This window comes from Nocardioides dubius, assembly GCF_039528155.1.
Lineage (GTDB): Bacteria > Actinomycetota > Actinomycetes > Propionibacteriales > Nocardioidaceae > Nocardioides > Nocardioides dubius.
In genome coordinates this window covers 232,293-256,996 of the sequence record NZ_BAAALG010000009.1, presented here as the reverse complement: position 1 = coordinate 256,996, position 24,704 = coordinate 232,293, and the positions used below count along the sequence as shown (strand labels likewise).

The following is a 24,704-nucleotide window of genomic DNA, read 5'->3' as shown; positions in this document are numbered from 1 at the left end:
GCCGCAGCCTAGAGGGTCGCCGTCGCTGCGAGGTGGGGCCGGTGGCGCGAGGCGGGACTTGACAACCCCCTGTGATCGCCCTCACTCTGTTCGATATTGACACCTATCCGTGCGATAAATGCACGCAAGGGGAGCCCCATGAACCTCAGTGCGGCCATCCGCAACAACCCGATGACCCGATTCCAGTGGTCGGTCGTCGCCATCTGCATCCTGCTCACGATGATCGACGGGTACGAGATCCTGATCACCGCGTTCACGCTGCCGGCGCTCACCCAGGAGTGGGGACTGGCCAGCGGCCAGCAGGGGCTCGTCGCCTCGGTCGGCACTCTGGGCATGGGCATCGGCGCCGTCGTCCTCGGCCCGTTGGCCGACCGGATCGGTCGCCGTCGCCACATCCTGTTCTCGCTGGCGTTCATCGTTCCTGGGATGGTGCTCAGCGGCCTGGCCTGGTCGTTCGAGTCGTTCCTCGCCTTCCGCTTCCTGAGCGGACTCTTCCTGGGCGGGATCGTGCCGAGCATCAACGTGCTGGTTGCCGAGTACTCCAACAAGGAGCGCCGCGGCGCGGTGATGGGCGTCTACGGCATCGGCCTGCCGCTCGGTGCGGCGATCGGCGGCTTCCTGTCGGTCGAGCTGATCGACGCGTTCACCTGGCGCGGCCCCTACTTCTTCGCAGCCGGCGTGACCTTCGTGCTCTTCCTGCTCTCGGTGGTCCGGCTCCCGGAGTCGGCCGACTACCTGGTGCAGCGTCGTCCGGCCGGTGCCCTGCAGGCGTACAACCGGATCGCCGACCGGATCGGCGTGGCCCGCTCCACCGAGCTGCCGCCGGCTCCGGTCGCCGCCGACAACTCCGGTCTCGCCTCGATGTGGCGGGGCGTGATGCTGCCCCGCACGCTGCTGCTCTGGGTCGCCTACGCCACGCTGACCGCTGCGTTCTACTTCGCCAACAGCCTGACCGCCAAGCTGGTCACCGAGACCACCGGCGACCCGGAGTTCGGGATCCGCGCCCAGGCGCTGGTCGCCGCCGGTGGCGTGATCGGCGCCCTGGTCTTCGCCTACGTCTCGCGCAAGCTCCACCCGCGGGTGGTCACCGCGCTGATCATGGGCTTCGGCACCGTCGTCTTCTTCGCCTTCGCCGAGTTCTTCTCCGACCGGACGATGGTGGTGGTGCTCGCGGTCGCGATCGGCTTCGCCGTCAACGGCGGCCTGGCCGCCTACTACGCGATCAGCCCCTCGATCTACTCGATCGGCGTCCGGGCCGCCGCGGTCGGCCTGATGATGGGCCTGGGGCGCGTGGTGGCCTTCTTCGCGCCGAACACCGCGACCTTCCTGCAGGAGCGCGGCTTCACCGCCCCCGACCTGTACCAGCTCTACGGCCTGGTGCTGGTGGTCTCCGGCATCGCGGTGCTCGCCCTGCACGCCACCTACCGCGGCGCCAACCGGCGCGACGCGATGGACGAGGAAGACGACGCTCAGTGTGACCCCAGCGTCGAGAAGCCGACGGTTTCCGCGCGCTGAGGTCACATTGAGGGCGGGTTGACGATGGCGGAGCGGCGACGAACCTGGCTAGGGTGGTCGGGCGTTGTGCAGAGCCCCATGTACATCGACCGACAGGACCCGAATGTCCGCTCCGTCGTCACCTGATCCATGCATCCCAGGTGTGCCGCCGGGCGTGCTTGGAGAGGCCGCGCCCGTCGAGCGGATCGAGGGCGACCTAGGACAGCAAACCCTAGGAGAAATTCTCGTGGCCCATCTCCCCAGGGCCTCGGCAGCCGCCATGGCAGCCGGACTGATCGCCCTCGCCCTCGTGCCGTTGACCATCGCCGACGCCGACGTTCCCGATCCTGGCCCGGAGACCGCGGTGGTCACGGTCGCGGTGGGCGGTGACCGGACCGGCACCCGCACCGTGGCACCCCTGGCCGGAGTGCAGCTGGGCCTGTTCACCGACGCCGCCGATGCGACGCCGATCGGTGAGCCCTGGGCGACCTGCACCTCGGACGCCGACGGGGACTGCTCCTTCGTCGTCCCGGGTGCCGCCGACGGCGGCCCCAATGCTGGGGCCCGGCTCTGGGTCAAGCAGATCGCCGCCCCGGCCGGTTGGTACCTGAACGCCAGCCTGCGCACCGGAGCCGGCAGCGGCTCCGGCTCGGTGGACAATCCCTACCGCTTCCAGACGCCGGCCCTGGCCGCCGGCACCATCTACCGCAGCACCAGCGACTTCATGTTCGGATCCGCCGGCAGCGGCTCGGGGCAGGAGGAGTCCGAAGGGGTCTGGCAGCAGTCGCGGAACAACCCGACGCTCACCGACTCCTGCGGACTGGACGTCGCCCTGGTGATGGACTTCTCCGCCTCGGTCGGCTCGGCGCTGCCGAACCTCAAGGGCGCGGCCGACACCTTCATCGACGCGCTGGTGGGCACGCCGTCGCGGGTCGCGCTCTTCTCCTTCGACGCCGCCTCGCCGAACTCCGGAGCCGACGCCAACTACCCGCAGCCGCGCTCGGTCTCCACCCCGGCCGGCGCACAGGCGGTACAGGACACCTACGCGAACTGGGTCCTCGGCGCCGGCACCAACTGGGACCAGGGCCTGTGGGCAGTTGCCGAGGCGACACCCCGCTATGACCTGGTGGTGGTGATCACCGACGGCAACCCGACCCGGTTCAGCGCCAACCCGTTGCTCGGCTCGGGGAGCACGACCCACTTCCGCGACGTCGAGAACGGCATCTACTCGGCGAACGCCATCAAGGCCGAGGGCAGCCGCCTGGTCGCGGTCGGCGTCGGCAACGGCCTGGACGACATCAGCCGCAAGAACCTGGCGGCACTGTCGGGACCCGTCATGTACAACGGGGCCGACGTCGAGGACGCCGACTACTTCGACGCCGACGACTATGAGGAGGCTGGGCAGGCGATGCGTCAGCTCGCGCTGGCACGCTGCGAGGAGCAGGTCGCCGTCTTCAAGGAGATCGTCCCGCCCGGCACCACGGGGGAGGACATCACGGGTGCCCAGCCCGCGGGCCCCGGCTGGACCTTCTCGGCGACAGGCACCCCGGGCGTCGGCGGCCTGCCCGACCAGAAGACGACCTCCGACGACACCGGTGCGGTCCACTTCGACCTCGACTACCCGGCCGGCATGGCCAATGCCGCGATGACGATCAGCGAGACCCAGCAGGACGGCTATCAGCTCGTCACCCAGGCGGGCGAGAACGCCGTCTGCCGCAACCGGACGGCCGCTGACGCACCACTCGCCGTCACCTCCTCCGGCGATCCGGACGAGCCGGGGTTCACGATCGAGGTGCCGGCCGGAGCCTTCGTCGTCTGCACGATGTACAACCGGGCCAGTGCCGCGATCGTCGTCGACAAGCTCTGGGTTGTCGACGGAGTCGAGTATCCGGAAGGCTCGCAGCCGGCCGGGATGAGCGCCGAGGCCACTCTCACCGGGCCGGGCGCCGCCGGAGCCTCGGCCCAGCCATGGGGTGAGGAGCGCAACGGGTACGCGCAGGGCGAGCAGGTCACGGTCGACGAGACCAGCGAGCTTCCCAGCGGCTGCACGGTGGTCGCGGCGGAGGTCACCGAGGTGGACGGCGACCCTGCCGATCTACCGCTGCCCCTGGAGACCACCGCCGACTTCCCGGCCCGGCGGATCCAGATCACCAACGAGGTCGAATGCGCCACCACGCTCACCTTGACCAAGGTGGTGGTGAACGACGACGGCGGCTCGGCCTCGCCGGAGGACTGGGAGCTGTCGGCCGATGGCCCGACCCCGATCAGCGGAGTCACCGGGGACGCCGCGGTGACCGCGGCCGAGATCACCGCCGGCGACTACGACCTCACCGAGTCCGGTGGGCCGGACGGCTACACCGCCGGCGACTGGGTCTGCCTGGAGGACGGGGAGCCGTTGTCCGTCGCCGACGGACGGGTCAGCATCATCGAGAGCACCCACGTCACCTGCACCATCACCAACGACGACGATCCGCAGACCGACCCCGGGACAGACCCCGGCACCGACCCGGGCAACGACAACGACAACGCGAACGACGGCCCGGGGGGCGTGCTTCCTGACGCCGGCTCGCCGGTCACGTGGGCGGTGCTGGGCGGCGCCTTGCTGGCCGCGCTGGCCGGAGCGCTGCTGATGCGCCGGAGGGTCACTCGGCCCAGCGTGAGGTGAACCAGTGCACGGCCCCGGTCTCCGGATCGTAGGAGCGCCGGGGCAGGGTGCCGATGTCGGAGCCGTAGACGTGGATGCCGATCACCGGCTCGTCGCCGCCGCAGGAGACCTGGTGCACGTCGTCGTCGGTGGTGCAGCAGACGGTGACCTGGCCGGGGCCCCAGGAGTCGGTGCCCTGCGCGAGCAACGGAACGTCCGGGCGCTCCGGCTTCTGGTAGCGGGTCTCGACCTCGGTGCCGCGGTAGATCCCGACCACGCCCCAGGTCTCGTGGCCGTGCACCGGCGTGCCCTGGCCGACGTCCCAGACCGCACTGGCGATGGAGAAGGAGTCGTCCGCCTCGACATGAAGCGGGTACATCACGTAGCGGACCGGGTCGGGACGGCGCAACGGCTCCGGGATCTCGAATCCCGTGGCCAGCAACGCCGTCAGCTCGCGCTGCACCGCCTGGGTCAGGGACGTCTCGTCCAGTCCTTGGGCGATCAGCCCCCGCACGGTGGCGGCGAAGTGCGCCACCTCGGGGATCTCGCTCTGCACGGCAACGGTCTCTCTGGTCATCTCACTCAGTCTCGTCGATGGTGGGTGGTCGGGGTGGCAGGCGGGGGCGTGGCGGCCCGCGGCCGGGCGGTGGCGGCGAAGGCGAGTACCCGGTCGCGCAGGCCGGGAACCGTCACCGAGCGGGCCAGCGCAGCGAGTGCGGCGTCCGCGTCGAAGCTTCGGGCCTGGCCGAGCAGGCCCGCGCGAGCGATCGGCGCGACGCCCCGCCAGGTGCGGAGGATCCCGGCCAGCGTGGCCTCGGGGTCCTCGGCGAGGTCCGTCAGCAGGCCATCGCGCAACGCCTCCTCGGCGTAGCGGCGCCGGCTCGAGGAGAGGGCGACGTGCGCACTGCTCGCGGCGGCGAGTCGGGCCGTGCCGAGGACGGCGCCGAACCCGGACCCCGGGAAGCGGAACGAGGCCCGGTGCGTGCCGATCCGCCGATCACAGGCCAGCGCCAGATCCGCCCCAGCCCCGACGGCGGCACCCTCGACCACGGCGATGGTCAGCAACGGCAGCTGCAACAGGCGCTCCAGCAACGTGCCGATCCGCAGCAGACGATGGGCCAGCGACGCGTCGGTCTCCGCCTCCAGGCCGGTGAGGTCCAGTCCGGCCGCGAAGTGCACCGGGTTGCCGCGCAGCACCAGGGCCTCCGGCCGGGCCACGGCAGCCTCCTCCAGCAGGAGATGGAGCTGCTCGACCAGTGCGGAGGAGAGGGCGTTGGCCTGCTTCGGGCGCTCCAGGGTGACCTGCCAGACCTGCCCGCGGACCAGGCTCAGCGTCATCGCACGCCCCACTCGCTGAGCACCTCGGCGGTGTCGTGGCCCAGCACCGGAGCCGGCCGATCCAGCCGCGGGGCGAGTCCCTCGATCCGCGCCGGGTGGACGACGGTCGGCGTGGGGCCGGCCACCGGAACGTCCAGCTCGGCGACGAGATCGCCCTTGCTGACATGGGGATCCGCCAGGATCTCGCCGAAGGTGTTCACCGGACCGCAGGGCACGCCCCGCTCGCGCAGCTCACTGATCCAGTGCGCCCGGGAGTGGCGGGAGAACCGATCCCCGAGCAGCGCCTCGAGCTCACCCTGATGCTCGACGCGGCTCAGCTGGGTGGTGAAGCGGGGGTCGGCGATCAGCTCCGGCAGCCCGACGACCTCGGCCACGGCATGCCAGAGCCGGTCGGTGCCGGCGGCCACGGTGAAGTCGCCGTCACTGGCTGCGAAGCCCTGGTAGGGGGCGTTGCGCGGATGCGCCGTGCCCAGCCGGCGCGGTTCCCGGCCGGATCCCCAGTACTCGCTGGTCTGCAGTGCGGAGACGCCCAGCAGGCAGTCCAGCATCGGGCAGTCGACGTGCACCGAGCGACCGCCGTCGCGGACCTGGGGCAGCAGCGCGGCGATCGTGTAGGCGGCGTAGAGGCCGGCGGTGAAGTCGCCGACCGGAACGCCCGCCTTCACCGGGCTCCCGTCTGCCTCGCCGGTCACGCTCATCATCCCGGACATGCCTTGGATCACCACGTCGTAGGCGCCGTGGTCGACATAGGGGCTGCTCAATCCGTAGCCGGAGATCGAGCAGTAGACCAGGCCGCGGTGCTCGGCAGCGACCTGCTGGTAGCCGAGCCCGAGCCGGTCGAGCACCCCGGGGCGGTAGTTCTCCACGACGATGTCGGCGGCCGCGATCAGCGCACGGACGTCCGCTAGCTGGTCCGGGTCCTTGAGGTCGGCGACCAGCGAGCGCTTGTTGCGGTTGACCGAGGCGAAGTTGTGGCTGAACCGCTCGCCGTCCGGGGAGGTCGCGAACGGCGGCCAGGCCCGCATCTGGTCGCCGCTCGGCGGCTCCACCTTGACGACGTCGGCGCCGAGGTCGGCGAGCAGCATGCCGGTGAAGGGGCCGGCGGCCACGTGCGCGAGCTCGACGACCCGCACTCCCTCCAAGGGGCGGCGCAGGGGCGTGTCAGACACCGGCGACCTCCGGGGTCCGGTGCATCACGTGCTCGGCGAAGAGCTCCTTGCCGGCGCGCCAGGTGGCCTCGGCCAGGCCGGGGGAGTCGGCGTGGTGGTAGGTCAGGGTGTGGCCGAAGCGCTCGCGCAGCAGCGCGAGCCTCTCCTGCACCTCGGCCGGGCTGCCGACCAGCGCGGTGCTGGTGGCGAGATAGGCGTCGAAGTCGGCGTAGGGAGCCGTCCCGAAGAACTGTCCGTACTGCTGCATCTGGCAGTCGAAGGCGGGCCGGAACTGGCGGCGTGCGTCCTGGCTGTTGCGAGCGACGTGTGCGCCGGCGATGCCGACGCCGACCTGCGCGGCCGCCGGGTCGTGGCCTTGACGCGCCCACTCCTCGCGGTAGAGCGCGATGTGCGCGGCGACCTGATCGACGGTGCCGAACAGGTTGCCGGTGACCAGGGGCTCGCCCCAGGCGGCCGGCCGGGTGGCCGACTCGGCGGAGGAGAGCCCGGCATGCCAGACGGGGATCCGATGCTGGTGGGGCGGCGGCGAGAGCTCGACCGCATCCAGGCTCGGCCGGAGGTCGCCGCCGTAGCTGACCGCGGTGGAGTGCCACAGCTCGCGGAGCAGCTCGTAGGACTCCACGGTGAGCCGGGTCTGCTCCTCGGGGGCGATCCCGAACAGGCGTTGGGCGGTCGGGCCCAGGCCGGTGCCGACGATCAACTCGAGCCGTCCGCCCGAGAGCTGGTCGACGGTCGCGTAGTCCTCGTAGGCGCGCACCGGGTCGTGCATGGCCAGGGTGGAGGCGGCGGTGAAGAGCCTGATCCGCGAAGTGCGCGCCGCCAGATGCCCGAGCAGGACGGCGGGCGACGAGCTCAGGTAGCTGGTCTCATGGCGCTCACCGACCCCGAAGCCGTCGAAGCCGAGCTGCTCGGCCAGGACGGCGAGGTCGCCGACTCCCCGCAACCGTCGTCCCGCGTCGGTGCCGGGCTCACGCGGGATCAGGCTCATCAACATGAAGCGGTGGTCGGCGCTCACCGGCGGGCCCCCGTCAGGTCGCTCACGATCGCGGGCAGGTCGCCGCCGAGGCGCAGGGACTCCAGGAAGAGCACCAGGGTGGCGGCGACCGCACGATGCGTGGCGTCGTTCAAGACGTCGTGGCGGCCACCGTGCACCACCTTGACGACGGCGTTGTCGGCCGAGGCGTAGGGCGCGACGGCTTGGGCCAACGGGGTGAGCGGATCGGCGTCGCCGTGGATCACCAGCGTGGGCAGGGCGGGTGCCACCGCCACGGCCCACTCGGCGGGCAGCGCCTGGTTGAGCGCACCACGCGCGAACGAGGTGTCGGCGTCCAGGACGCCGCGGTGCACCGGGCAGGCGGACCGGGCGTCGAGCTCGGCCTGCCAGTCGCCGACCTGGGAGGAGTCGGTGGTCGCGGCACCGGCGATCACCGCAGCGTCGGCACCGACGGCGTTGGCGATCCGGGCGACCCAGGTGGCGCCGGCGTCCACGCCGACCAGGGCCTTCGGGGCCGGCAGGGTCTCGTCGGCGAGCAGCTTCTCGACGGCGGTCCGGCTGGGCTCGGCGTCGTCGAGGTCGAGCGCGACCAGGCGGACCTTCCAATTCTCCGCTGCGATCCGCCTCCCGAACCGCTGGTACTCGGCCGCCGTCTCGCCGCGGCCGGGAACCAGGATCACGGTGCCGCGCGCGACGGCGCCGTCCGGCTCGTTCCAGGCGTCGAGGATCGTCGGCTGCGTGGTGGGCTCGGTGCTCATGCGATGCCCTCCTGGTCGCGGCGGACGGTGTGCCGGTTGGGCCGGACCGGGAGGCCGAGGTTGCCGCGCAGGGTGTCCGACTCGTACTCGCGGCGGTAGGCGCCACGCTCCTGGAGGATCGGGATCACCTCGCTGGTGAAGCGGGAGAAGTTCGCCGGGTGGCCGATGTGGATGTTGAAGCCGTCGCAGGCGCGCGCCTCCCACCACTCGATCAGCTTGTCGGCGACGGTCGACGGTGACCCGACGAACTCGCCCTTGCGCGCGGAGCGGGTGGCCTCGACGGCCTGGCGCAGCGTCCAGCCGTTGTCGACGGCGCGCTGGGTGACGGCCTGGGCCTGGGTGTAGAACGAGCGCTCCCCGTGCACCAGAGCCTCGGCGGGGAAGGGTGCGTCGAGGTCGTACTGGCTGAAGTCGTGCCAGCCGAAGGGCCTGCCGAACTCGCCGAGCGCGGCGGCGAAGGTGTGGTCGGCGTCGCGGTAGTGGGCCTCGAGCTCCCGTGCCTCCTCGTCGGTGTCGGCGACGACGACCGAGATGCCGGGCATGACCACGAGCTCGTCCTGGGCGCGCCCGAACCTGGCCGCTCGGGCCTTGAGGTCGGTGTAGAAGGCCTGGCCGCTCGGGATGTCGGGGGCGTGGGTGAAGATCCCCTCGCCCACGCTGGCGCCGAGGTTGCGCCCCTGGTCGGAGTCGCCGGCCTGGAAGATCACCGGTGCGCCCTGGCGGGAGCTCTCGATGTTGAGCGGCCCACGCACCTTGAAGAACTCGCCCTCCCAGTTCAGCACGTGCTGCTTGGCCCGGTCGAGGAACTGGCCGGTGGCGCGGTCGCGGGGGAAGGCGTCGTCCTCGTAGGAGTCCCACAGGGCGCGGGCGAGCTCGACGAACTCCTGGGCCCGCCCGTAGCGGGTCTCGTAGTCGTACATCTCGTCGAGGCCGTAGTTGGCGGCGGTGCCGGCGTCGCCGGTGGTGACGACGTTCCAGCCGGCGCGACCGTTGCTGATCAGGTCGAGCGAGGCCAGGCGGCGGACGAGGTTGAACGGGCTGTTGAAGCTCGTCGTCGCGGTGCCGACCAGGCCGATGTTGCTGGTGTGGGTGGCCAGGGCGCTCAGCAGGGTGAGCGGCTCGAGGCGGTTGAGGTAGTGCGGCGGGGAGTGCGGGGTGATGAATTGGCTGTCGACGATGAAGACCAGGTCGAAGCGCGCGGCCTCGGCCTGTTTCGCCGCCTTGATGTACCAGTCGATGCTCACGCTGGCGTCGCCCGGGATCTCGGGGTCGTGCCAGAGCGTGTGCTGTCCGGGGCCCCCGGTCGGGGTGGTCACCGCACCGAGGTGGATCTGCCGCTTCGCCATCGTCTTCCAATCCGTGAGACATGTGCCCGCTGGGAGCGGGCCGCGTAGGACAATCTCAACTAAGTTACGTGACTTTGTCTAACAATGAGTCACCATCTCATCCATCGCGGACGCTGATGGATCGACCCGAGGGTGGAGTGCATGGCGGGAATCTTGGACATCACGCCGTTGCGCAGCCTGGTCGCGGTCGCCGACAACGGCGGCTTCCAGCGGGCGGCGGACGCCTTGCATCTGAGCCAGGCGGCGGTCAGTCAACACGTGCGACGCCTCGAGCAGGCGGTGGATCGGCGCCTGGTCGAGCGCGACGGCCGCGCCTCGCGGTTCACGCCGGACGGCGAGGCGCTGCTCGGCTATGCGCGTCGGCTGCTCGATCTGCACGACGCGGCGATCGACCACTTCCGGCCGGGCGAGCTGCCCGCGCTGGCGATCGGGGCGACCGAGCATGCGGCCGCGCAGCTGCTCCCGGCGCTGACCGGCGCGATGAGCGGAGCCCTGCTGGAGCACGAGGTCCGGCTGCGGCTCGACCGCGGGGTGCGGTTGCGCGAGGATCTCGCCGCCGGCCGCCTCGACCTGGCGATCCTGCCGGGGCCGACCGCGCACCCCGAGTTGGACCGGGCGGCGCGGGCGCAGAGCATCGGCTCCTTGGCGCTGGACTGGTACGCCGCTCCCGGTTGGCAGCCGCCGCGCTCAGGTGCGGTCCCGATCGTGGCGTTCGAGAGCCCGTGCGCGCTGCGGGCGCGTGCCGTCGAGACGCTGACCGCGAACGGGTTCGACCCCTCGGTGGCAGGGGAGGCCGTGCAGCTCGCCGGCGTCCATGCCGCGGCGGCTGCCGGGGTGGGCGTCTCGCTGATGGCGACGTTGGGTCAGGTGCCGACCGGCCTCGCGCCGGTCGCCGGGCTGCCGGCGGTGGAGCCGCTCGAGTTCGCGGTCTGGGGCCGGGCGGGCATCGCGCCGGAGCTGATCGCCTTCGTGGCGGACGCCCTGCGCGCGGTCGCTGCGGCTGCTCCGCGGACGACGTCCGGTGGGTTCGGTGGTGAACAAGCGCAGGTTCGGCGGGAACAAGCGCAGGTTCGGCGGGAGTAAGCGCGGACCCATCGCTCCTGGCGATGGGTCGCGACACGAAGCGTTGTTGGACTTTCGCCCCCAGGTTCGGGCACGCTGCTTCTATCGACTTAAGTCGAGTAAGAAACTCATATTTGGATCCGAGGTCCAGCACGACCACCCGAGAGCGCTGGGGACCACCACAGCGGCACCGCCGCAGGAAAGGCTGAACAGCAATCATGAGCAAGAAGCCGCGCACCCAGCTGGCTGCGCCCGCCATCGGCGACACCACCCGCCGTCGCCCGTTCGGAGCACGGAGGGCGCTCGTCGCCGTGTCCGCCGCCGTCCTGACCACCACGCTCCTGGCTGCCTGCGGTTCCGCCTCCTCCGACTCCGGCTCCGGCGGCGAGGCAGGCGTGCTGAACATCGCCAATGCGGCCGACATCCCCGCCTACGACCCGGTCGTGCTCGGCCCGACCGGCGCCACCCAGACGCTGTCGCTCGTCTACGAGTCGCTCTTCACCCTCGATGAGCAGGGGGAGATCCAGCCAGCACTCGCCACCGAGTACACGTTCAACGAGACGGGCACCCAGCTGACGCTCACCCTGCGCGAGGGGCTGACCTTCCAGGACGGCACCCCGCTGGACGCCGAAGCGGTCGCCTACCACCTCGAGCGCGGTCGCACCCAGGAGAACTCGGCGCTCAAGCCCGCCTACCACCAGATCAAGAGCGTCCAGGCCGTCGACGCCACGCACGTGCAGATCGACCTCAAGCAGGCCGACTTCGGCTTCCCGCTGGTGCTCGCCAACCGTTCCGCGCTGATCGCCAGCAAGGCGGCGGCCGAGAAGGACCTCAAGGCGCTCAACGCCAACGAGCCGGTGGGAGCCGGACCGTTCAAGGTGGTGAAGGTGGTGCCCGGAGCCTCGATCACCCTGGAGAAGTGGGACGGCTACTGGGACGCCGACAACATCCACGTCGACAAGGTGAAGGTCAGCCTCGGCACCGACCCGGCGACCGTGCTCTCCGGGCTGCAGACCGGCGTCTACAACTTCGTCCCGGGCCTGGCGCCCCAGAACCTCGAGACCGCCAAGTCGTCCGGCCTCAAGGTCGTCGCCGACACCTCGGCGAACTGGGTGGCGAGCTTCGTCAACATCAACCGCCAGCTGGCGCCCTTCGACAACCCGCAGGTGGTCGAGGCCTTCAACGCCGCGATCGACCGCGACGCCCTGGTGAAGACCCTCACCTTCGGCCTCGGCGACGCCACCGCGAACCCGGTGCCGCCGACCAACCCGGCGTTCAACCCCGCCATCGACGAGGAGGTCGGATTCGACCCCGAGAAGGCGAAGCAGCTGCTCGAGGAGTCCGGGGCGAAGGACCTCTCCTTCAAGATCCACGTCTTCCCGACGATGACCGCTCCGGCCGAGCAGCTCCAGCAGCAGCTCGAGGCCGTGGGCTTCGACGTCGAGATCGTCGCCGAGGACACCACCTCGTTCTACCCCGGCTACTACGGCAAGACCCAGCAGGCCGCCCTCTACGGCTATGTCGGTCGTGACAACAAGCTGCTCTCGCTCGACGAGCACTTCTCCGAGGCCGGCATCCTCAACCTGTCGGCCAGCGAGGACCCCGCCTACACGGCGGCTCGTGAGCAGGTGCTGAAGACGCCGCTCGACGACCCCGCCTACAAGACCCGGCTCCGGGCGGCGTCCAAGGCCGGTGTCGAGACCGGGAGCACGGTGTTCCTCTACACGACCCCGACGGTCTCGGCGACCTCCGCAGACGTCTCCGACTTCCCGAAGACCGACGGCATCTTCCGCTGGAACGGGATCACGGTCGGATGACCGCCGTCGCCCAGGAGGTGGTGAGCCCGCCCGGCCTGCCCCGCGGCCGCCTGCGGCGGTTCGTGGGCTGGTTGGGGAGGCTGCTGGCGGCCTTCATCCCGGTCTTCCTGCTGGCCTCGCTGTTCACCTTCCTCCTGGGCACGGTCAGCGGACGCAGCCCCGCGGTGATCCAGCTCGGGGAGAACGCGACCCCGGAGGCAGTGGCGGCGATGAACGCCGAATGGGGCCTCGATCGCCCCTGGATCGTGCAGTACTTCGACTGGCTCGGCTCGGTGTTGACCGGCGACTTTGGGATCAGCTGGGCCACCAACGTCCCGGTCGGCGAGCTGCTCGCCGGACGGGCCGCGATCAGCCTCTCGATCGCCGGCGTCGCACTGCTGATCGGGGTGCTGCTGGGCTCGCTGCTCGGCGCCCTCGCCGCGCAGTACCACGGCTCCTGGTTCGACCGGGGCGTGACCGTCTTCACCTCGGTGATCTCGGTGATGCCGCCGTTCATCGTCGGGATCGCCCTGATCGCGATCGTCGCCGTCCGCTTCGAGTGGCTGCCGGCAGCCGGCTACATCCCGTTCGAGCAGGGGTTCTGGCCCTGGCTCAGCCACATCATCCTGCCGGCCATCGCGCTCAGCCTCGACACCGTCGCCGACATGGCGCGGCTGCTGCGCGCCGGACTGCTCAACACCTCCAAGGAGAACTACGTGACGGGTGCCGTGGTGCGTGGCCTGAGCCCGCGCCGGGTCTTCTTCGTGCACACCCTGCGCAACGGCGTCGGTCCGGCCATCGCGGTGCTCGGGCTGAAGTTCCCCAACCTGCTCGGCGGCGCCGTCGTCACCGAGTCGATCTTCCAGCTCGCGGGCTACGGGCTCTTCTCCGCCCAGTCCGCGGTGAAGGGCGACGTGCCGGCCGTCCAGGCGGTGCTCGTGGTGGCGGTGATCCTGGTGGTGGTCTTCAACATGGCGGTGAACTCGGTCCTGGCCGTGCTCAACCCGGCATCGAAGCGAGGTGTGTGATGCTGCGCAACATCCTGCGGCTGCGGACCGGCCGGTGGGCCGTCGGACTGCTCGCCTTCCTGCTCCTGCTCGGCCTCTTCGGCGGCACCCTCGCGCCCTACGAGCCCAACCAGACCGTCGGCGACAGCCTGCTCGGGCCGTCCGCCGAGCACTGGCTCGGCACCGACTACCTGGGCCGCGACGTGCTCAGCAGGATCCTGGCGGGCTCCGCACTGAGCCTGTCGGGGGCGCTCTTCGTCGCGCTGCTCGCCTTCCTCTTCGGGGCGATCCCCGGCGTGCTGTCGGTCTACCTCGGCCGCACCTTCGAATGGGTCTCGCTCCGCGTCACCGACACCCTGATCGCCTTGCCGTTCCTGGTCTTCGCCGTCGCCATGACGGCGCTGCTCGGCAATGGCGTGGTCCAGGCACTCTTCGCCGTCGGCATCCTGCTGGCGCCGGTCTTCTACCGGGTCGCCCGCACCGCCACCCTCGGCGTCGAGGGCTCCCAGTACGTGGAGGCTGCCGTCCTGGCCGGCGCCAGCACCCGGTGGGTGGTCTCCAAGCATGTGCTGGTCAAGGTGCTGCCGCCGCTGGCCATCGCGTTCGCCACCACGGTCGGCACCGGCCTGGCGGTGATCGCCAGCCTGACCTTCCTCTCGATCGGCGTCTCGCCGCCGACGGCCACCTGGGGCGGCGTGCTGGCCACCGACCTGCAGTTCATCGCGGTGCGCCCCTCGGCACCGTTCGTGCCGGTCGCGCTGATCCTGATCTCGGTGCTGGCCTGCAACCTGCTCGCTGACGCCGTCCGGGACGTCACCGGTGAGTCGGGCCGCCAACTGCTCGCCCGCAAGGCGGCCAGCAGCTCACGACGTCGCGCCCGGACCGCGACCGCCAACATCCCAGGAGGCACCCATGTCTGACAGCGTTCTCACCGTGCGCGACCTCGAGGTCACGCACGCCGTCACCGGCCAATCGGTGGTCCGGCAGGTGAGCTTCGAGGTGGTGCGCGGGCGCGTGCTCGGCATCGTCGGCGAGTCCGGGAGCGGGAAGACGGTCACCGTCCGGGCCGTGCTCGGGATCCTGCCGGACATCCTCGAGGTCACCGGCGGCGCGATCGAGGTGCTGGGCCGCCCGACCAGCGAGTTCACCAAGAAGGACTGGATCGCGTGCCGTGGCTCGGTGATCGGCGCGGTCTTCCAGGACCCGGGCTCCTACCTCAACCCGTCGATCCGGTTGGGCAAGCAGGTCGAGGAGGTGCTGCGGGTGAAGAAGGGGTTGTCGCGTGCCGAGGCCCGGGCCGAGACGCTGCGGCTGTTCCGGGCGGTCCACCTGCGCAACCCGGAGCTGGTGCATCAGCAGTACGCGCACGAGCTCTCCGGCGGGATGCTGCAACGGGTGTTGATCGCGATCGCCATCTCGCTCGGCCCCGACATCCTGATCGCCGACGAGGCGACGACGGCGCTCGACGTCACCGTTCAGGCGGAGATCCTGGACCTGCTGGTCGAGCTCAAGGAGGCCGAGGGCCTGTCGCTGGTGGTGATCTCCCACGACCTTGCGGTGGTGGCCCAGCTCTGCGACGACGTCGTGGTGATGCGGGACGGCGAGATCGTCGAGGCCGGCCCCGCGCGGGCCGTGCTGCGCCACCCGCAGCATGAGTACACCCGGCTGCTGATCAGCGAGCACGAGCGGTTCGGGCTGGACCGGTACTTCGAGCAGGACGCCTCGCTGCAGCGGAAGGCGGCCAGCTGATGAGCGCGCGGTCGTCGCTGCTGGCGGTCGAGGCGATCGACGTCCACTACGGGCATCGGCGTTCGCGCACGCAGGTCCTGGACCGGGTGAGCCTGCACGTCGAGCCGGGCGAGATCGTCGGACTGATCGGCGAGAGCGGATCCGGCAAGACCACCGTGGCCCGGGCGATCCTCGGCCTGGTCGGGGTGAGCAGCGGGGGGATCAGCGTGGACGGCGAGCCGGTGACGGCGCGCTCGCGCGCGCAGCAGCGCCGGCTCCGGCGGCGCGGTGTCGTGCAGTACGTGTTCCAGGATCCGCTGCGCAGCCTCGACGGCGACTGGACGGTCGGCGACTCGATCGCCGAGCCGCTGCGGATCCGCGGCGGCCTGTCGCGGGCCGAGGTGACGGAGCGGGTGCGGGCCTATGCGGAGCGGAGCAAGGTCGCCCTCGAGCTGCTCGAGCGGTATCCGGCCGAGCTGTCGGGTGGTCAGCGGCAGCGGGTGGCGATCGCCCGGGCGCTGATCACCGAGCCGCGGTTGCTGCTGCTCGACGAGCCGGTCAGCGCGCTCGACGCCGCCACCCGGGTCAGGATCATCGAGGCCCTGACCGAGCTGCGCGCCGAGGGGATCGGGATGCTCTACATCTCGCACGACCTCGGTTCCGTGGCCGGCGTCAGCGACCGGACCGTGGTGCTGCGCCAAGGACGCGTGGTCGAGTCCGGGCCCACCCGGCAGGTGGTCACCGCTCCCGAGCACCCGTACACGAGGCTGCTCGTCGGCTCGGCGCCCCTGCTGTCGGGCCAGTCGCTGACGCGCGAGGAGCGTGACGAGCTGAGGGCTGCGCTGGCTGGTTGAGCGGGGGGCATGCGCAAAGGCGGGCAGCGTCAGGCCCGGACGCGCACAAGGGTCAGTGGCGGTTCTCAGAGGGTCGGCGTTGCGATAATCTCTAATAACCATTCGGCTGATTGGTCGCGAGGCCGCAGCGTCGCCTGAGGTGAAGGAGGTCCGTCATGTTCGTTCGACGTGGTGACATGAGGTCGTGGCGTGACTGATCCGGGCTCCGAGCCTCTGGCGAACCTGCTCAGGGAAGACCGTCGATTCGCTCCGCCGGCCGGGCTGGCGGCGAGTGCCAACGTGAAGGCCGACGCCTACCGTGCGGCGACGGCCGACCGCGAGGGCTTCTGGGCGAAGCAGGCCGACAGGCTGACCTGGGCGAAGCGGTGGGACAAGGTCCTCGACTGGTCGGACGCGCCTTTCGCGAAGTGGTTCACCGGCGGCAGGATCAACGCCGCCTACAACTGCGTGGACCGGCATGTCGAGGCCGGCCGCGGAGACAAGGTCGCCATCCACTGGGTGGGTGAGCCGCTCGACGACACCCGCGACATCACCTACGCGCAGCTGCAGGACGAGGTCTGCCGGGCCGCCAACGCGCTGACGGCCCTCGGCGTCGGCACGGGCGACCGAGTGGCGATCTACCTGCCGATGATCCCCGAGGCGGTCGTGGCGATGCTGGCCTGCGCACGAATCGGTGCCCCGCACACGGTCGTCTTCGGCGGCTTCTCCGCCGATGCGCTGGCCTCGCGGATCGAGGACTGCCGGGCGAAGGTCGTGATCACTGCCGACGGCGGCTACCGGCGCGGTACTGCCTCCGCCCTCAAGCCCGCCGTCGACGAGGCACGCACCAAGACCGACAAGATTGAGAAGGTGCTCGTCGTCCGCCGCACCGGCCAGGACCTCGGCGAGGACGGCTGGGACGACGCCACCGACATCTGGTGGCACGACGCCGTCGGCTCGGCATCGCCCGATCACATCCCGGAGGCCTTCGATGCCGAGCACCCGCTCTACGTCATGTACACCTCCGGCACCACGGGCACGCCCAAGGGCATCCTGCACACGACCGGCGGCTACCTGACCGGGGTGTCCTACACCCACGACGCGGTCTTCGACCTCAAACCGGACACCGACGTGTACTGGTGCACCGCCGACATCGGTTGGGTTACCGGGCACTCCTACATCGTCTACGGACCGCTCGCCAACGGAGCCACCCAGGTGCTCTACGAGGGCACCCCCGACAGCCCGGATCCGGGCCGCTGGTGGCGGATCATCCAGGACTACGGCGTCACGCTCTTCTACACCGCACCCACCGCGATCCGGTCGTTCATGAAGCAGGGCGACGAGATCCCCGGCTCCTTCGACCTGTCGTCGTTGCGCATCCTCGGCTCGGTCGGTGAGCCGATCAACCCCGAGGCCTACGTCTGGTACCGCGAGGTCATCGGTGGGGGTCGCACGCCGGTCGTCGACACCTGGTGGCAGACCGAGACCGGCGCGGTGATGATGTCCCCGCTGCCCGGAGTGACCGCCGGCAAGCCCGGCTCGGCGATGAGCGCGATCCCGGGCGTCGGCGTCGACGTGGTCGACGACGGCGGCCGATCGGTGCCCAACGGGTCGGGCGGCTATCTGGTGGTGACCTCGCCGTGGCCCTCGATGCTCCGCACCGTCTGGGGGGATGACGATCGCTACGTCGAGACGTACTGGTCGCGCTTCCCCGCGACCGGCGAGAGGGGTGCCTACTACTTCGCCGGCGACGGCGCCAAGAAGGACGCGGACGGCGACATCTGGGTGCTCGGCAGGGTCGACGACGTCATGAACGTCTCGGGCCACCGCCTCTCCACCACGGAGATCGAGTCCGCCTTGGTGTCGCACCCGAAGGTTGCCGAGGCTGCGGTGGTCGGCGCCACCGACGCCGACACCGGTCAGGCGGTCGTCGCCTACGTGATCCTTCGCAACGAGGCCGGCGACGGCGGTCCGCTGATCGTCAAGGAGCTCAGCGACCACGTACGCAAGGAGATCGGCCCGATCGCCAAGCCACGCCAGATCATGATCGTCCCCGAGCTCCCCAAGACCCGCTCCGGGAAGATCATGCGCCGCCTCCTGCGCGACGTCGCCGAGGGTCGCGCGGTCGGCGACACCCAGACGTTGGCCGATGCCTCGATCATGGATCTGATCGCCGCCGGTCAGGCTGCCTCCACCGAGGACTGACCGCTCGCGTGTACTGGTCCACATGTAGGCGAAAGAGACCCCCGGCCCGAGGGCTGGGGGTCTCTTTCGTCTTGGCGCTCTGCTTGATGTGACCTCAGCGCGCTGTTTCGGTGGTTTTCCGGGCGCTGAGGTCACATTGGGGTTAGACGGTCCAGGTGTCGTTGCCGTTGATGAGGGCTTGGAGGCGGGCCTTGGCGTCGGTGGGGTTGTCGCCTTGGGCGGTGCGGACCTGGGCGCGGGCCTCGTCGTCGTAGGTGGGGCGTTCGACTTGGCGGAAGATGCCGATGGGCGATTGGTGGAGGTAGCCGGCGTCGGTGAGGCGGCTGATCGCGAACGCGGTGGAGGGGTCGGGGTTGTGGGCGTCGTGGATGAGGATCGCCTCGGTGGCGATGTCGGCGACGGGGACGACCTCGATGGCTCCGGTGGTGGTGCGGATCAGGGCCTTGTCCCCGAGTCCGGTGTCGGGGTTGCGGGGGCCGAAGGTGATCGGTTCGCCGTGCACGAGCGGGATGATCGCGTCGGCCTTGGTGTCCGGGCTCTTGATGGCGTCGAAGGCGCCGTCGTTGAAGATGGGGCAGTTCTGGTAGATCTCGACCAGGGAGGTGCCGCGGTGGGCGGCGGCTGCGGTGAGCACGGAGGTGAGGTGCTTGCGGTCGCTGTCGATGGTGCGGGCGACGAAGGTGGCTTCGGCGCCGAGGGCGAGGGAGACCGGGTTGAAGGGGTGGTCCAGGGATCCCATGGGGCTGGTCTTGGTGACCTTGCCGGTCTCGCTGGTGGGGGAGTACTGGCCCTTGGTGAGGCCGTAGATGCGGTTGTTGAACAGCAGGATGGTCATGTTGACGTTGCGGCGCAGGGCGTGGATGAGGTGGTTGCCGCCGATGGAGAGGGCGTCGCCGTCGCCGGTGACGACGAAGACGTGGAGGTCTTCTCTAGCGGTGGCCAGGCCGGTCGCGATGGAGGGTGCGCGGCCGTGGATGGAGTGCATGCCGTAGGTGTCGAGGTAATAGGGGAAGCGGCTGGAGCAGCCGATGCCGGAGATGAAGACGACGTTCTCGCGGCGGATGTTGAGCTCGGGCAGGAACCCTTGGACGGCTTTGAGGACGGCGTAGTCGCCGCAGCCGGGGCACCAGCGGACCTCCTGGTCGGAGGTGAAGTCCTTGCCGGTGAGCAACTCGTGCTCGGCGAGGGTCGGCACGCCGTCGGTGCCACGCAGAGTGGGAAGGCCCAGCGCGACGGTGGAGGTGCTGTCGGTGTTCATGCGTTCAGCCCTTCCGGCAGTGCCGTGATGTCGGGGTGGTCCTGTCCGGCGAAGTCGCTACGAGCTGCTCCGCCGGGGGCGCCGAGCTCGCTGAAGAACTCCGCGTTGATCGCCGTGTACCGGGTCTGCTCCTCGGGGACGTCGTCCTCGTAGAAGATCGCCTCGGTCGGGCAGACGGGCTCACACGCTCCGCAGTCCACGCACTCGTCGGGGTGGATGTAGAGCATCCGCTTGCCCTCGTAGATGCAGTCAACCGGACACTCGTCGACGCAGGCCTTGTCCTTCACGTCCACACAGGGCTGAGCGATCACGTAGGTCATCAGAGCATCACTTCCACAGATTCGGCTTCGGCGACGAGGTCGCCGATGGCGTGGGCGAGGTCGGCTGCCTTGAGGGGCAGGCCGCGGACTTGGTTGTAGCCCTGGGCGTCGACGAGGTACTTGGCGCGCAGCAGCATCGAGAGTTGGCCGAGGTTCATCTCGGGGACGAGGACCTTGTCGTAGCGCTTGAGGATGTCGCCGAGGTCCTTGGGGAACGGGTTGAGGTGGCGCAGGTGGGTGTGGGCGACCTTGTAGCCGGCCTTGCGGACGCGGCGCACGCCGGCACCGATGGGGCCGTAGGTGGAGCCCCACCCGATGACGAGCACCTTGGCGTCGCCGGTGGGGTCGTCGACCTCGAGCGGGGGCAGGGAGTCGGCGATGGCGTCGATCTTGGCTTGGCGGGTGCGGACCATGTGATCGTGGTTGGCGGGGTCGTAGGAGATGTTGCCGTGACCGGCGCCCTTCTCCAGGCCACCGATGCGGTGCTCGAGACCCTTGGTGCCGGGGATCGCCCACGGCCGGGCCAGCGTCTCGGGGTCGCGGGCGTAGGGCTCGAACTCGGCGCCGCTCTTCCCCTCAGCTGCGAGGGTCTCCAGCGTGGTGAAGTTGGGGTCGATGAGCGGGAGGTCGTCGATCGCGGGGATCGACCAGGGCTCGGAGCCGTTGGCGAGGTACCCGTCGGACAGCAGCATGACGGGGGTGCGGTAGGTGATCGCGATCCGCGCGGCCTCGACCGCGGCGTTGAAGCAGTCGCCGGGGGTGGCGGGTGCGACGATCGGGACCGGGGATTCGCCGTTGCGTCCGTACATGGCCTGGAGCAGGTCGGATTGTTCGGTCTTGGTGGGCAGGCCGGTGGAGGGGCCGCCGCGTTGCACGTTGACCACCAGCAGCGGCAGCTCGGTCATCACGGCCAGGCCGATGGCCTCGCCCTTGAGTGCGACACCGGGACCTGAGGTGGTGGTGACGCCGAGCTGGCCGGCGAAGGAGGCGCCGATGGCGGAGCCGACGCCGGCGATCTCGTCCTCGGCTTGGAAGGTGGTGACGCCGAAGGACTTGTGCTTGGACAGCTCGTGGAGGATGTCGGTGGCCGGGGTGATCGGGTAGGAGCCGAGGAAGACCGGGAGGCCGGAGCGGACGCCGGCGGCGACCAGGCCGTAGGACAGGGCGAGGTTGCCGGTGATGTTGCGGTAGGTGCCGGCCGGCATCACGGCGGGCTTGACCTCGTATTGGACGGCGAAGGTCTCGGTGGTCTCGCCGTAGTTCCAGCCGGTCTTGAACGCGGTGATGTTGGCATCGCGGATGGCGGGTGCCTTGGCGAACTTCTTGGACAAGAAGTCGATGGTGGTCTCGGTGGGGCGGCCGTACATCCAGGACAGCAGCCCGAGGGCGAACATGTTCTTGGCGCGGGCGGCGTCCTTGCGTGAGAGCCCGAACTCCGCCACCGAGGCGACCGTCATGCCGGTCAGGTCGACCGGTTGCACGTTGTAGTCGCCGAGCATGTCGTTGGCGTCGCCGAGTAGGTCGAGGGGGTTGACGTCGTAGCCGGCCTTGTCGAGGTTGCGCTTGGAGAAGTCGTGGGTGTCGACGATGATCGTGGCGCCCTTGGGCAGGTCGGCGAGGTTGGCCTTCAACGCGGCGGGGTTCATCGCGACCAGCACGTCGGGGGCATCGCCGGCGGTGAGGATGTCGTGGTCGGCGAAGTGGACCTGGAACGACGAGACGCCGGGGATGGTGCCCTGGGGGGCGCGGATCTCGGCGGGGAAGTTCGGCAGCGTGACGAGGTCGTTGCCGAACGCCGCTGACTCCTGGGTGAACCGATCACCGGTGAGCTGCATGCCGTCACCGGAGTCGCCAGCGAAACGGATGATCACTCGGTCGAGCCGAACCACTTTGCTTGCCACGGTACTCCCTATCTCTGATAATGATTCTACGGTAATCTCTCGTGTTGCAGAGTGTCAATCAAGGAGGTTCGGCATGGCTGACGTTGTGACTTCGACGCTTGTGACAGGGGGCGCGAAGGGCATCGGGGCGGCCATTGCGCGGGCCGTGGTGGCCGAGGGCGGTCGCGTGGTCGTCGCCGACGTCGACGACCACGCCGGAGCTGCCCTGGCGGTCGAGTTGGGGAGTGCGGCCACGTATGTGCACTGCGACGTGACCCAAGAGTCCGACGTCGCGGCTGCCGTGGATGCTGCCGCGGCGCTCGGCTCACTCGGTGCGGTCTTCGCCAATGCGGGCGTGGTGGGCGTGACCGGCAGGATCGAGGACCATGTGCTGGAGGACTACCGCCGAACCTTGGATCTGCTGCTCACGAGTGTCTTCCTCACCGTCAAGCACGCGGTGCGGGTGATGCGTCCCGTCCGCAGGGGTGCGATCGTCTGCACGGGCAGTGTGGCCTCGGTTCGGGGTGGCTTGGGTCCGCACGCCTACACCGCCGCCAAGCATGGGGTGAAGGGCCTGGTGGAGTCTGTGGCCGTCGACATCGGGCGCGATGGACTCACGATCAATGCGGTCGCCCCCGGTGGCGCGGTCACGTCGCTGGCCGCCGGGCTGATGGGTGACCCCGACGATCTCGAGACGCCGTATGCGCGCCTGGCTGCGGCGTCGTCCAGCGGGCTCCCGACCACAGCGGCGGACGTCGCACAGGCGGCGCTGTTCCTCGCTCGTGCGCCGCGGATCAACGGAGCGTGCCTCGTCGTCGACGGGGGTGACGGCGTGCTGGGCACGGCTGCCCGGGGCAGCCACTACCCGTGAGTCACGGCGCTCCCGCTCGGCTCACAGCGCAAGCGCCAGCTCCCGTGCCTGCTTGGTGGCGAAGACGAGACGCCGAGGGGCGTAGGCGTCACCGATGATGTCGGCGGCGATGCCCCGGGTGCGGAGCTCGTCGTGCAGGGCGGACTCCGGCACTGCTCCGCAGGACAGTACGACCGAGTCGACCCGCTCGATCGCCCGCGTAGTGCCGGAGTAGACGTGTCGGACGGCCACCCGTCCGTCCTCGATCGAGACCGGTTGCTCGGAGGCGCGGAGGGTGACCCCGCCCGCATCGAGGCGCGCCAAGATCGAGCCGAGGATGTAGCGGCTGAGCAAGGGCCCTGGAGCCGCCGTTCCGTGCACCAGCGTGACGCGGTGGCCTCGGGTTGCCAGGAAATCCGCGACCGACAGCGGGGCGAGGTGGTCGTCCTGGGCCACGACCAGCACGTGCTCGCCGAGGGCGATCCGCTGTTCGTCGTCGGCCAGCACGGAATAGGCCGTGTGCACGTGAGGAAGGTCGACGCCGGAGATGTCCGGCGTCCGGGCCGATGCGCCGGTCGCCACGACGACGTGATCGGCGCTGAAGGCTTCCACGCCCTGTGCATCGGCACGCTGCCCGGTCGTGATCTCCACTCCGGCAGTCGCCAGGCGCCGCTCCTGCCAAGCCAGGTAGGAGCGATAGTCCTCGTGACACGGCGCGTTGGCGGCGATCCGCAGCTGCCCTCCGAGTGAGTGCCCGGCCTCCCACAGCGTCACCTGGTGCCCCCGCTCTGCTGCCAGGCCCGCTGTCTCCATGCCAGCCGGGCCGCCGCCGATGACGAGGATGCGTCGGGTGGCGGTACGCGTGGCGAACGAGCGGTCTGCCTCCTTGCCCGCCTCAGGATTGACCGCGCAGGAGAACGGCGTGCCCTCGACGACGCGGCGGCTGATGCACTCGTTGCCGCCCACGCACGGCCGGATGTCCTCCGGGCGCCCGGCCTGCGCCTTGGTCAGCAGCTTCCCGTCGGCGATCATCGCTCTCGCCATGCCGACGGCGTCCGCGTGTCCGGCAGCCAGCAGCTCCTCGGCGACTGCGGGGCTGGTGACGCGTCCTGTGTAGACGACCGGAAGGGAGACCGCCTCCTTGACGCGACCGGCCAGAGCCGACCACTCGGCCGGCCGATGGTGCTGCGATTGGATGTAGCTCGGGTTTCCCCACGGGCTGCCGATGGCGCAGCTGAGGTAGTCGACGTGGCCACTGGCCTCGAGTGCCCGAGCGATGGCGATCGCTCCGTCCGGGCCGTCGATCCCGTACCCGCCGGGCTCCTCCTCGCGAAGGTTGAGCCGGACGCCGACGATGCGGTCCGGGCCCATCGCCCCCCGGATGGCGGCGAGGATGCGCAACGGGAAGTGCAGTCGTCCGGCGAGGTCGCCGCCGTACTCGTCGGTGCGGTGGTTGGTCAGGGGGGAGAGGAAGTACTCCAGCATGTCGTCGTGGTTGAGGTGCACCTCGGCGCCGTCCGCGCCGGCGAGCGCGATCTGCTGGGCGCCATGTGCGTACTCCGCGACGAACCAGTCGATCTCTTCGCGGGTGAGGGCATGGGGCACCTGGTTGACCACGGGTCCGCTCAGCGTGGACGACGCCGCGTGCGGCATGCCGCCCTGGAGGATCATCTGGACGGTCAGGATGGTGCCGTCCTGGTGCAGCGTGTCCGCGAGCCGGCCGACGCGGTCGAGGAAGTAGGGCTGCCGGAAGTGCCCGTCGTACTGGGCGCCCACGCCGGTCGGCTCGAAGCCGGGGATCAGGTTGTTGCGCACATGGGCGGACACCCCGTCCACCCAGCCGGCGGAGGTGCGCTCTGCCCAGTACCCGATGTGGCGCTCGGCCTCAGCGTCCGTGCCCCACAGGCTGGAGACCACATGTGCGTGGGGTGGCAGGACCACTCTGTTCTTCACTGTCCGAGAGCCGATCATCAGCGGACGGAAGAGGTGGGGAAACATCATGGCGGCTGCTGCTCCTCGCTG

General features: G+C 70.2%; 20 protein-coding genes. 10 read left to right on the top strand and 10 right to left on the bottom strand.

The genetic code is table 11. The annotated features are described in order from the left end of the window. Positions 1-138: 138 nt before the first annotated feature. Positions 139-1,515 carry an MFS transporter gene (locus ABD151_RS12180; RefSeq protein ID WP_343994688.1) on the top strand — a complete coding sequence of 459 codons (1,377 nt, stop codon included), beginning with the start codon at positions 139-141 and terminating at the stop codon, positions 1,513-1,515. A 259-nt stretch (positions 1,516-1,774) separates the two neighbouring features. After that, positions 1,775-4,159 carry an LPXTG cell wall anchor domain-containing protein gene (locus ABD151_RS12175; RefSeq protein WP_343994686.1) on the top strand — a complete coding sequence of 795 codons (2,385 nt, stop codon included), beginning with the start codon at positions 1,775-1,777 and terminating at the stop codon, positions 4,157-4,159. Here the strand turns inward: ABD151_RS12175 and ABD151_RS12170 are convergent. Genes ABD151_RS12170 through ABD151_RS12145 form a run of 6 tightly spaced genes read right to left on the bottom strand, consistent with a single transcriptional unit; the run spans position 4,137 to position 9,743 of the window. Beyond that, positions 4,137-4,715, bottom strand: a complete 579-nt coding sequence (locus ABD151_RS12170; protein WP_343994684.1) for a cysteine dioxygenase family protein — start codon at positions 4,713-4,715, stop codon at positions 4,137-4,139. The genes ABD151_RS12175 and ABD151_RS12170 overlap by 23 nt on opposite strands. Before the next feature lie 5 nt (positions 4,716-4,720). Then, positions 4,721-5,476 (bottom strand): enoyl-CoA hydratase/isomerase family protein, encoded by a 756-nt coding sequence (locus ABD151_RS12165; protein ID WP_343994682.1) that lies wholly within the window; start codon positions 5,474-5,476, stop codon positions 4,721-4,723. Next, positions 5,473-6,645: a CaiB/BaiF CoA transferase family protein gene (locus tag ABD151_RS12160; protein WP_343994680.1), complete on the bottom strand. Its 1,173-nt coding sequence runs from the start codon at positions 6,643-6,645 to the stop codon at positions 5,473-5,475. The genes ABD151_RS12165 and ABD151_RS12160 overlap by 4 nt, the downstream gene beginning before the upstream one ends. Further along, complete coding sequence (locus tag ABD151_RS12155; RefSeq protein ID WP_343994678.1) at positions 6,638-7,660, bottom strand: LLM class flavin-dependent oxidoreductase; 1,023 nt, start codon at positions 7,658-7,660, stop codon at positions 6,638-6,640. The genes ABD151_RS12160 and ABD151_RS12155 overlap by 8 nt, the downstream gene beginning before the upstream one ends. Then, the gene (locus ABD151_RS12150; RefSeq protein WP_343994677.1) at positions 7,657-8,397 is read right to left on the bottom strand and encodes an alpha/beta hydrolase; all 741 of its coding nucleotides are present in this window, start codon (positions 8,395-8,397) and stop codon (positions 7,657-7,659) included. Before ABD151_RS12150 ends, ABD151_RS12155 begins: the two co-directional genes overlap by 4 nt. Continuing rightward, a complete protein-coding gene (locus ABD151_RS12145) occupies positions 8,394-9,743 on the bottom strand; it encodes an NtaA/DmoA family FMN-dependent monooxygenase (protein ID WP_343994675.1) in 1,350 nt (449 codons plus the stop codon). Before ABD151_RS12145 ends, ABD151_RS12150 begins: the two co-directional genes overlap by 4 nt. A gap of 141 nt (positions 9,744-9,884) precedes the next feature. On the opposite strand from ABD151_RS12145, the gene ABD151_RS12140 reads away from it, so the two are divergent. The 7 genes from ABD151_RS12140 to acs all read left to right on the top strand — a co-directional run bounded on the left by ABD151_RS12140 (position 9,885) and on the right by acs (position 18,374). After that, entirely contained in the window at positions 9,885-10,826 is a 942-nt protein-coding gene (locus ABD151_RS12140; protein WP_343994673.1) for a LysR family transcriptional regulator, read from the top strand. A 197-nt stretch (positions 10,827-11,023) separates the two neighbouring features. Continuing rightward, entirely contained in the window at positions 11,024-12,622 is a 1,599-nt protein-coding gene (locus tag ABD151_RS12135) for an ABC transporter substrate-binding protein (RefSeq protein ID WP_343994671.1), read from the top strand. Next, the gene (locus ABD151_RS12130; RefSeq protein WP_343994670.1) at positions 12,619-13,629 is read left to right on the top strand and encodes an ABC transporter permease; all 1,011 of its coding nucleotides are present in this window, start codon (positions 12,619-12,621) and stop codon (positions 13,627-13,629) included. Before ABD151_RS12135 ends, ABD151_RS12130 begins: the two co-directional genes overlap by 4 nt. Then, entirely contained in the window at positions 13,629-14,528 is a 900-nt protein-coding gene (locus ABD151_RS12125; protein WP_343994668.1) for an ABC transporter permease, read from the top strand. Before ABD151_RS12130 ends, ABD151_RS12125 begins: the two co-directional genes overlap by 1 nt. Continuing rightward, positions 14,521-15,357, top strand: a complete 837-nt coding sequence (locus tag ABD151_RS12120; protein WP_343994666.1) for an ABC transporter ATP-binding protein — start codon at positions 14,521-14,523, stop codon at positions 15,355-15,357. The genes ABD151_RS12125 and ABD151_RS12120 overlap by 8 nt, the downstream gene beginning before the upstream one ends. After that, on the top strand, positions 15,357-16,190 hold the full coding sequence (locus ABD151_RS12115) for an ABC transporter ATP-binding protein (RefSeq protein WP_343994664.1): 834 nt from the start codon (positions 15,357-15,359) through the stop codon (positions 16,188-16,190). Before ABD151_RS12120 ends, ABD151_RS12115 begins: the two co-directional genes overlap by 1 nt. 189 nt (positions 16,191-16,379) lie before the next feature. Then, entirely contained in the window at positions 16,380-18,374 is a 1,995-nt protein-coding gene (gene acs, locus ABD151_RS12110) for an acetate--CoA ligase (RefSeq protein ID WP_343994662.1), read from the top strand. Positions 18,375-18,516: 142 nt separating this feature from the next. Here the strand turns inward: acs and ABD151_RS12105 are convergent, their stop codons facing one another. From ABD151_RS12105 to ABD151_RS12095, 3 genes are read right to left on the bottom strand one after another with little or no spacing between them, the layout of a single operon-like run. Continuing rightward, positions 18,517-19,632 (bottom strand): 2-oxoacid:ferredoxin oxidoreductase subunit beta, encoded by a 1,116-nt coding sequence (locus ABD151_RS12105; RefSeq protein ID WP_343994660.1) that lies wholly within the window; start codon positions 19,630-19,632, stop codon positions 18,517-18,519. After that, positions 19,629-19,952 carry a ferredoxin gene (gene fdxA, locus ABD151_RS12100; RefSeq protein WP_343994658.1) on the bottom strand — a complete coding sequence of 108 codons (324 nt, stop codon included), beginning with the start codon at positions 19,950-19,952 and terminating at the stop codon, positions 19,629-19,631. The genes ABD151_RS12105 and fdxA overlap by 4 nt, the downstream gene beginning before the upstream one ends. Continuing rightward, on the bottom strand, positions 19,952-21,889 hold the full coding sequence (locus ABD151_RS12095) for a 2-oxoacid:acceptor oxidoreductase subunit alpha (RefSeq protein WP_425571914.1): 1,938 nt from the start codon (positions 21,887-21,889) through the stop codon (positions 19,952-19,954). Before ABD151_RS12095 ends, fdxA begins: the two co-directional genes overlap by 1 nt. A gap of 37 nt (positions 21,890-21,926) precedes the next feature. Between ABD151_RS12095 and ABD151_RS12090 the strand changes: the two genes are divergently transcribed. Further along, positions 21,927-22,703, top strand: a complete 777-nt coding sequence (locus tag ABD151_RS12090) for an SDR family oxidoreductase (protein WP_343994654.1) — start codon at positions 21,927-21,929, stop codon at positions 22,701-22,703. 21 nt (positions 22,704-22,724) lie between these two features. Here ABD151_RS12090 and ABD151_RS12085 read toward each other — a convergent pair whose 3' ends face one another. Next, positions 22,725-24,680, bottom strand: coding sequence for an oxidoreductase (locus ABD151_RS12085; RefSeq protein WP_343994727.1), 1,956 nt, complete (start codon positions 24,678-24,680; stop codon positions 22,725-22,727). Positions 24,681-24,704 lie beyond the last annotated feature (24 nt).

Coding starts and splice junctions, on each gene's coding strand:
- ABD151_RS12120 (WP_343994666.1), top strand. CDS start 14,521: ATGTCTGACAGCGTTCTCACCGTGCGCGACCTCGAGGTCACGCACGCC.
- ABD151_RS12085 (WP_343994727.1), bottom strand. CDS start 24,680: ATGTTTCCCCACCTCTTCCGTCCGCTGATGATCGGCTCTCGGACAGTG.
- ABD151_RS12175 (WP_343994686.1), top strand. CDS start 1,775: ATGGCAGCCGGACTGATCGCCCTCGCCCTCGTGCCGTTGACCATCGCC.
- ABD151_RS12115 (WP_343994664.1), top strand. CDS start 15,357: ATGAGCGCGCGGTCGTCGCTGCTGGCGGTCGAGGCGATCGACGTCCAC.
- ABD151_RS12165 (WP_343994682.1), bottom strand. CDS start 5,476: ATGACGCTGAGCCTGGTCCGCGGGCAGGTCTGGCAGGTCACCCTGGAG.
- ABD151_RS12180 (WP_343994688.1), top strand. CDS start 139: ATGAACCTCAGTGCGGCCATCCGCAACAACCCGATGACCCGATTCCAG.
- ABD151_RS12130 (WP_343994670.1), top strand. CDS start 12,619: ATGACCGCCGTCGCCCAGGAGGTGGTGAGCCCGCCCGGCCTGCCCCGC.
- ABD151_RS12105 (WP_343994660.1), bottom strand. CDS start 19,632: ATGAACACCGACAGCACCTCCACCGTCGCGCTGGGCCTTCCCACTCTG.
- ABD151_RS12125 (WP_343994668.1), top strand. CDS start 13,629: ATGCTGCGCAACATCCTGCGGCTGCGGACCGGCCGGTGGGCCGTCGGA.
- ABD151_RS12135 (WP_343994671.1), top strand. CDS start 11,024: ATGAGCAAGAAGCCGCGCACCCAGCTGGCTGCGCCCGCCATCGGCGAC.
- fdxA (WP_343994658.1), bottom strand. CDS start 19,952: ATGACCTACGTGATCGCTCAGCCCTGTGTGGACGTGAAGGACAAGGCC.
- ABD151_RS12150 (WP_343994677.1), bottom strand. CDS start 8,397: ATGAGCACCGAGCCCACCACGCAGCCGACGATCCTCGACGCCTGGAAC.
- ABD151_RS12170 (WP_343994684.1), bottom strand. CDS start 4,715: ATGACCAGAGAGACCGTTGCCGTGCAGAGCGAGATCCCCGAGGTGGCG.
- ABD151_RS12145 (WP_343994675.1), bottom strand. CDS start 9,743: ATGGCGAAGCGGCAGATCCACCTCGGTGCGGTGACCACCCCGACCGGG.
- ABD151_RS12090 (WP_343994654.1), top strand. CDS start 21,927: ATGGCTGACGTTGTGACTTCGACGCTTGTGACAGGGGGCGCGAAGGGC.
- ABD151_RS12140 (WP_343994673.1), top strand. CDS start 9,885: ATGGCGGGAATCTTGGACATCACGCCGTTGCGCAGCCTGGTCGCGGTC.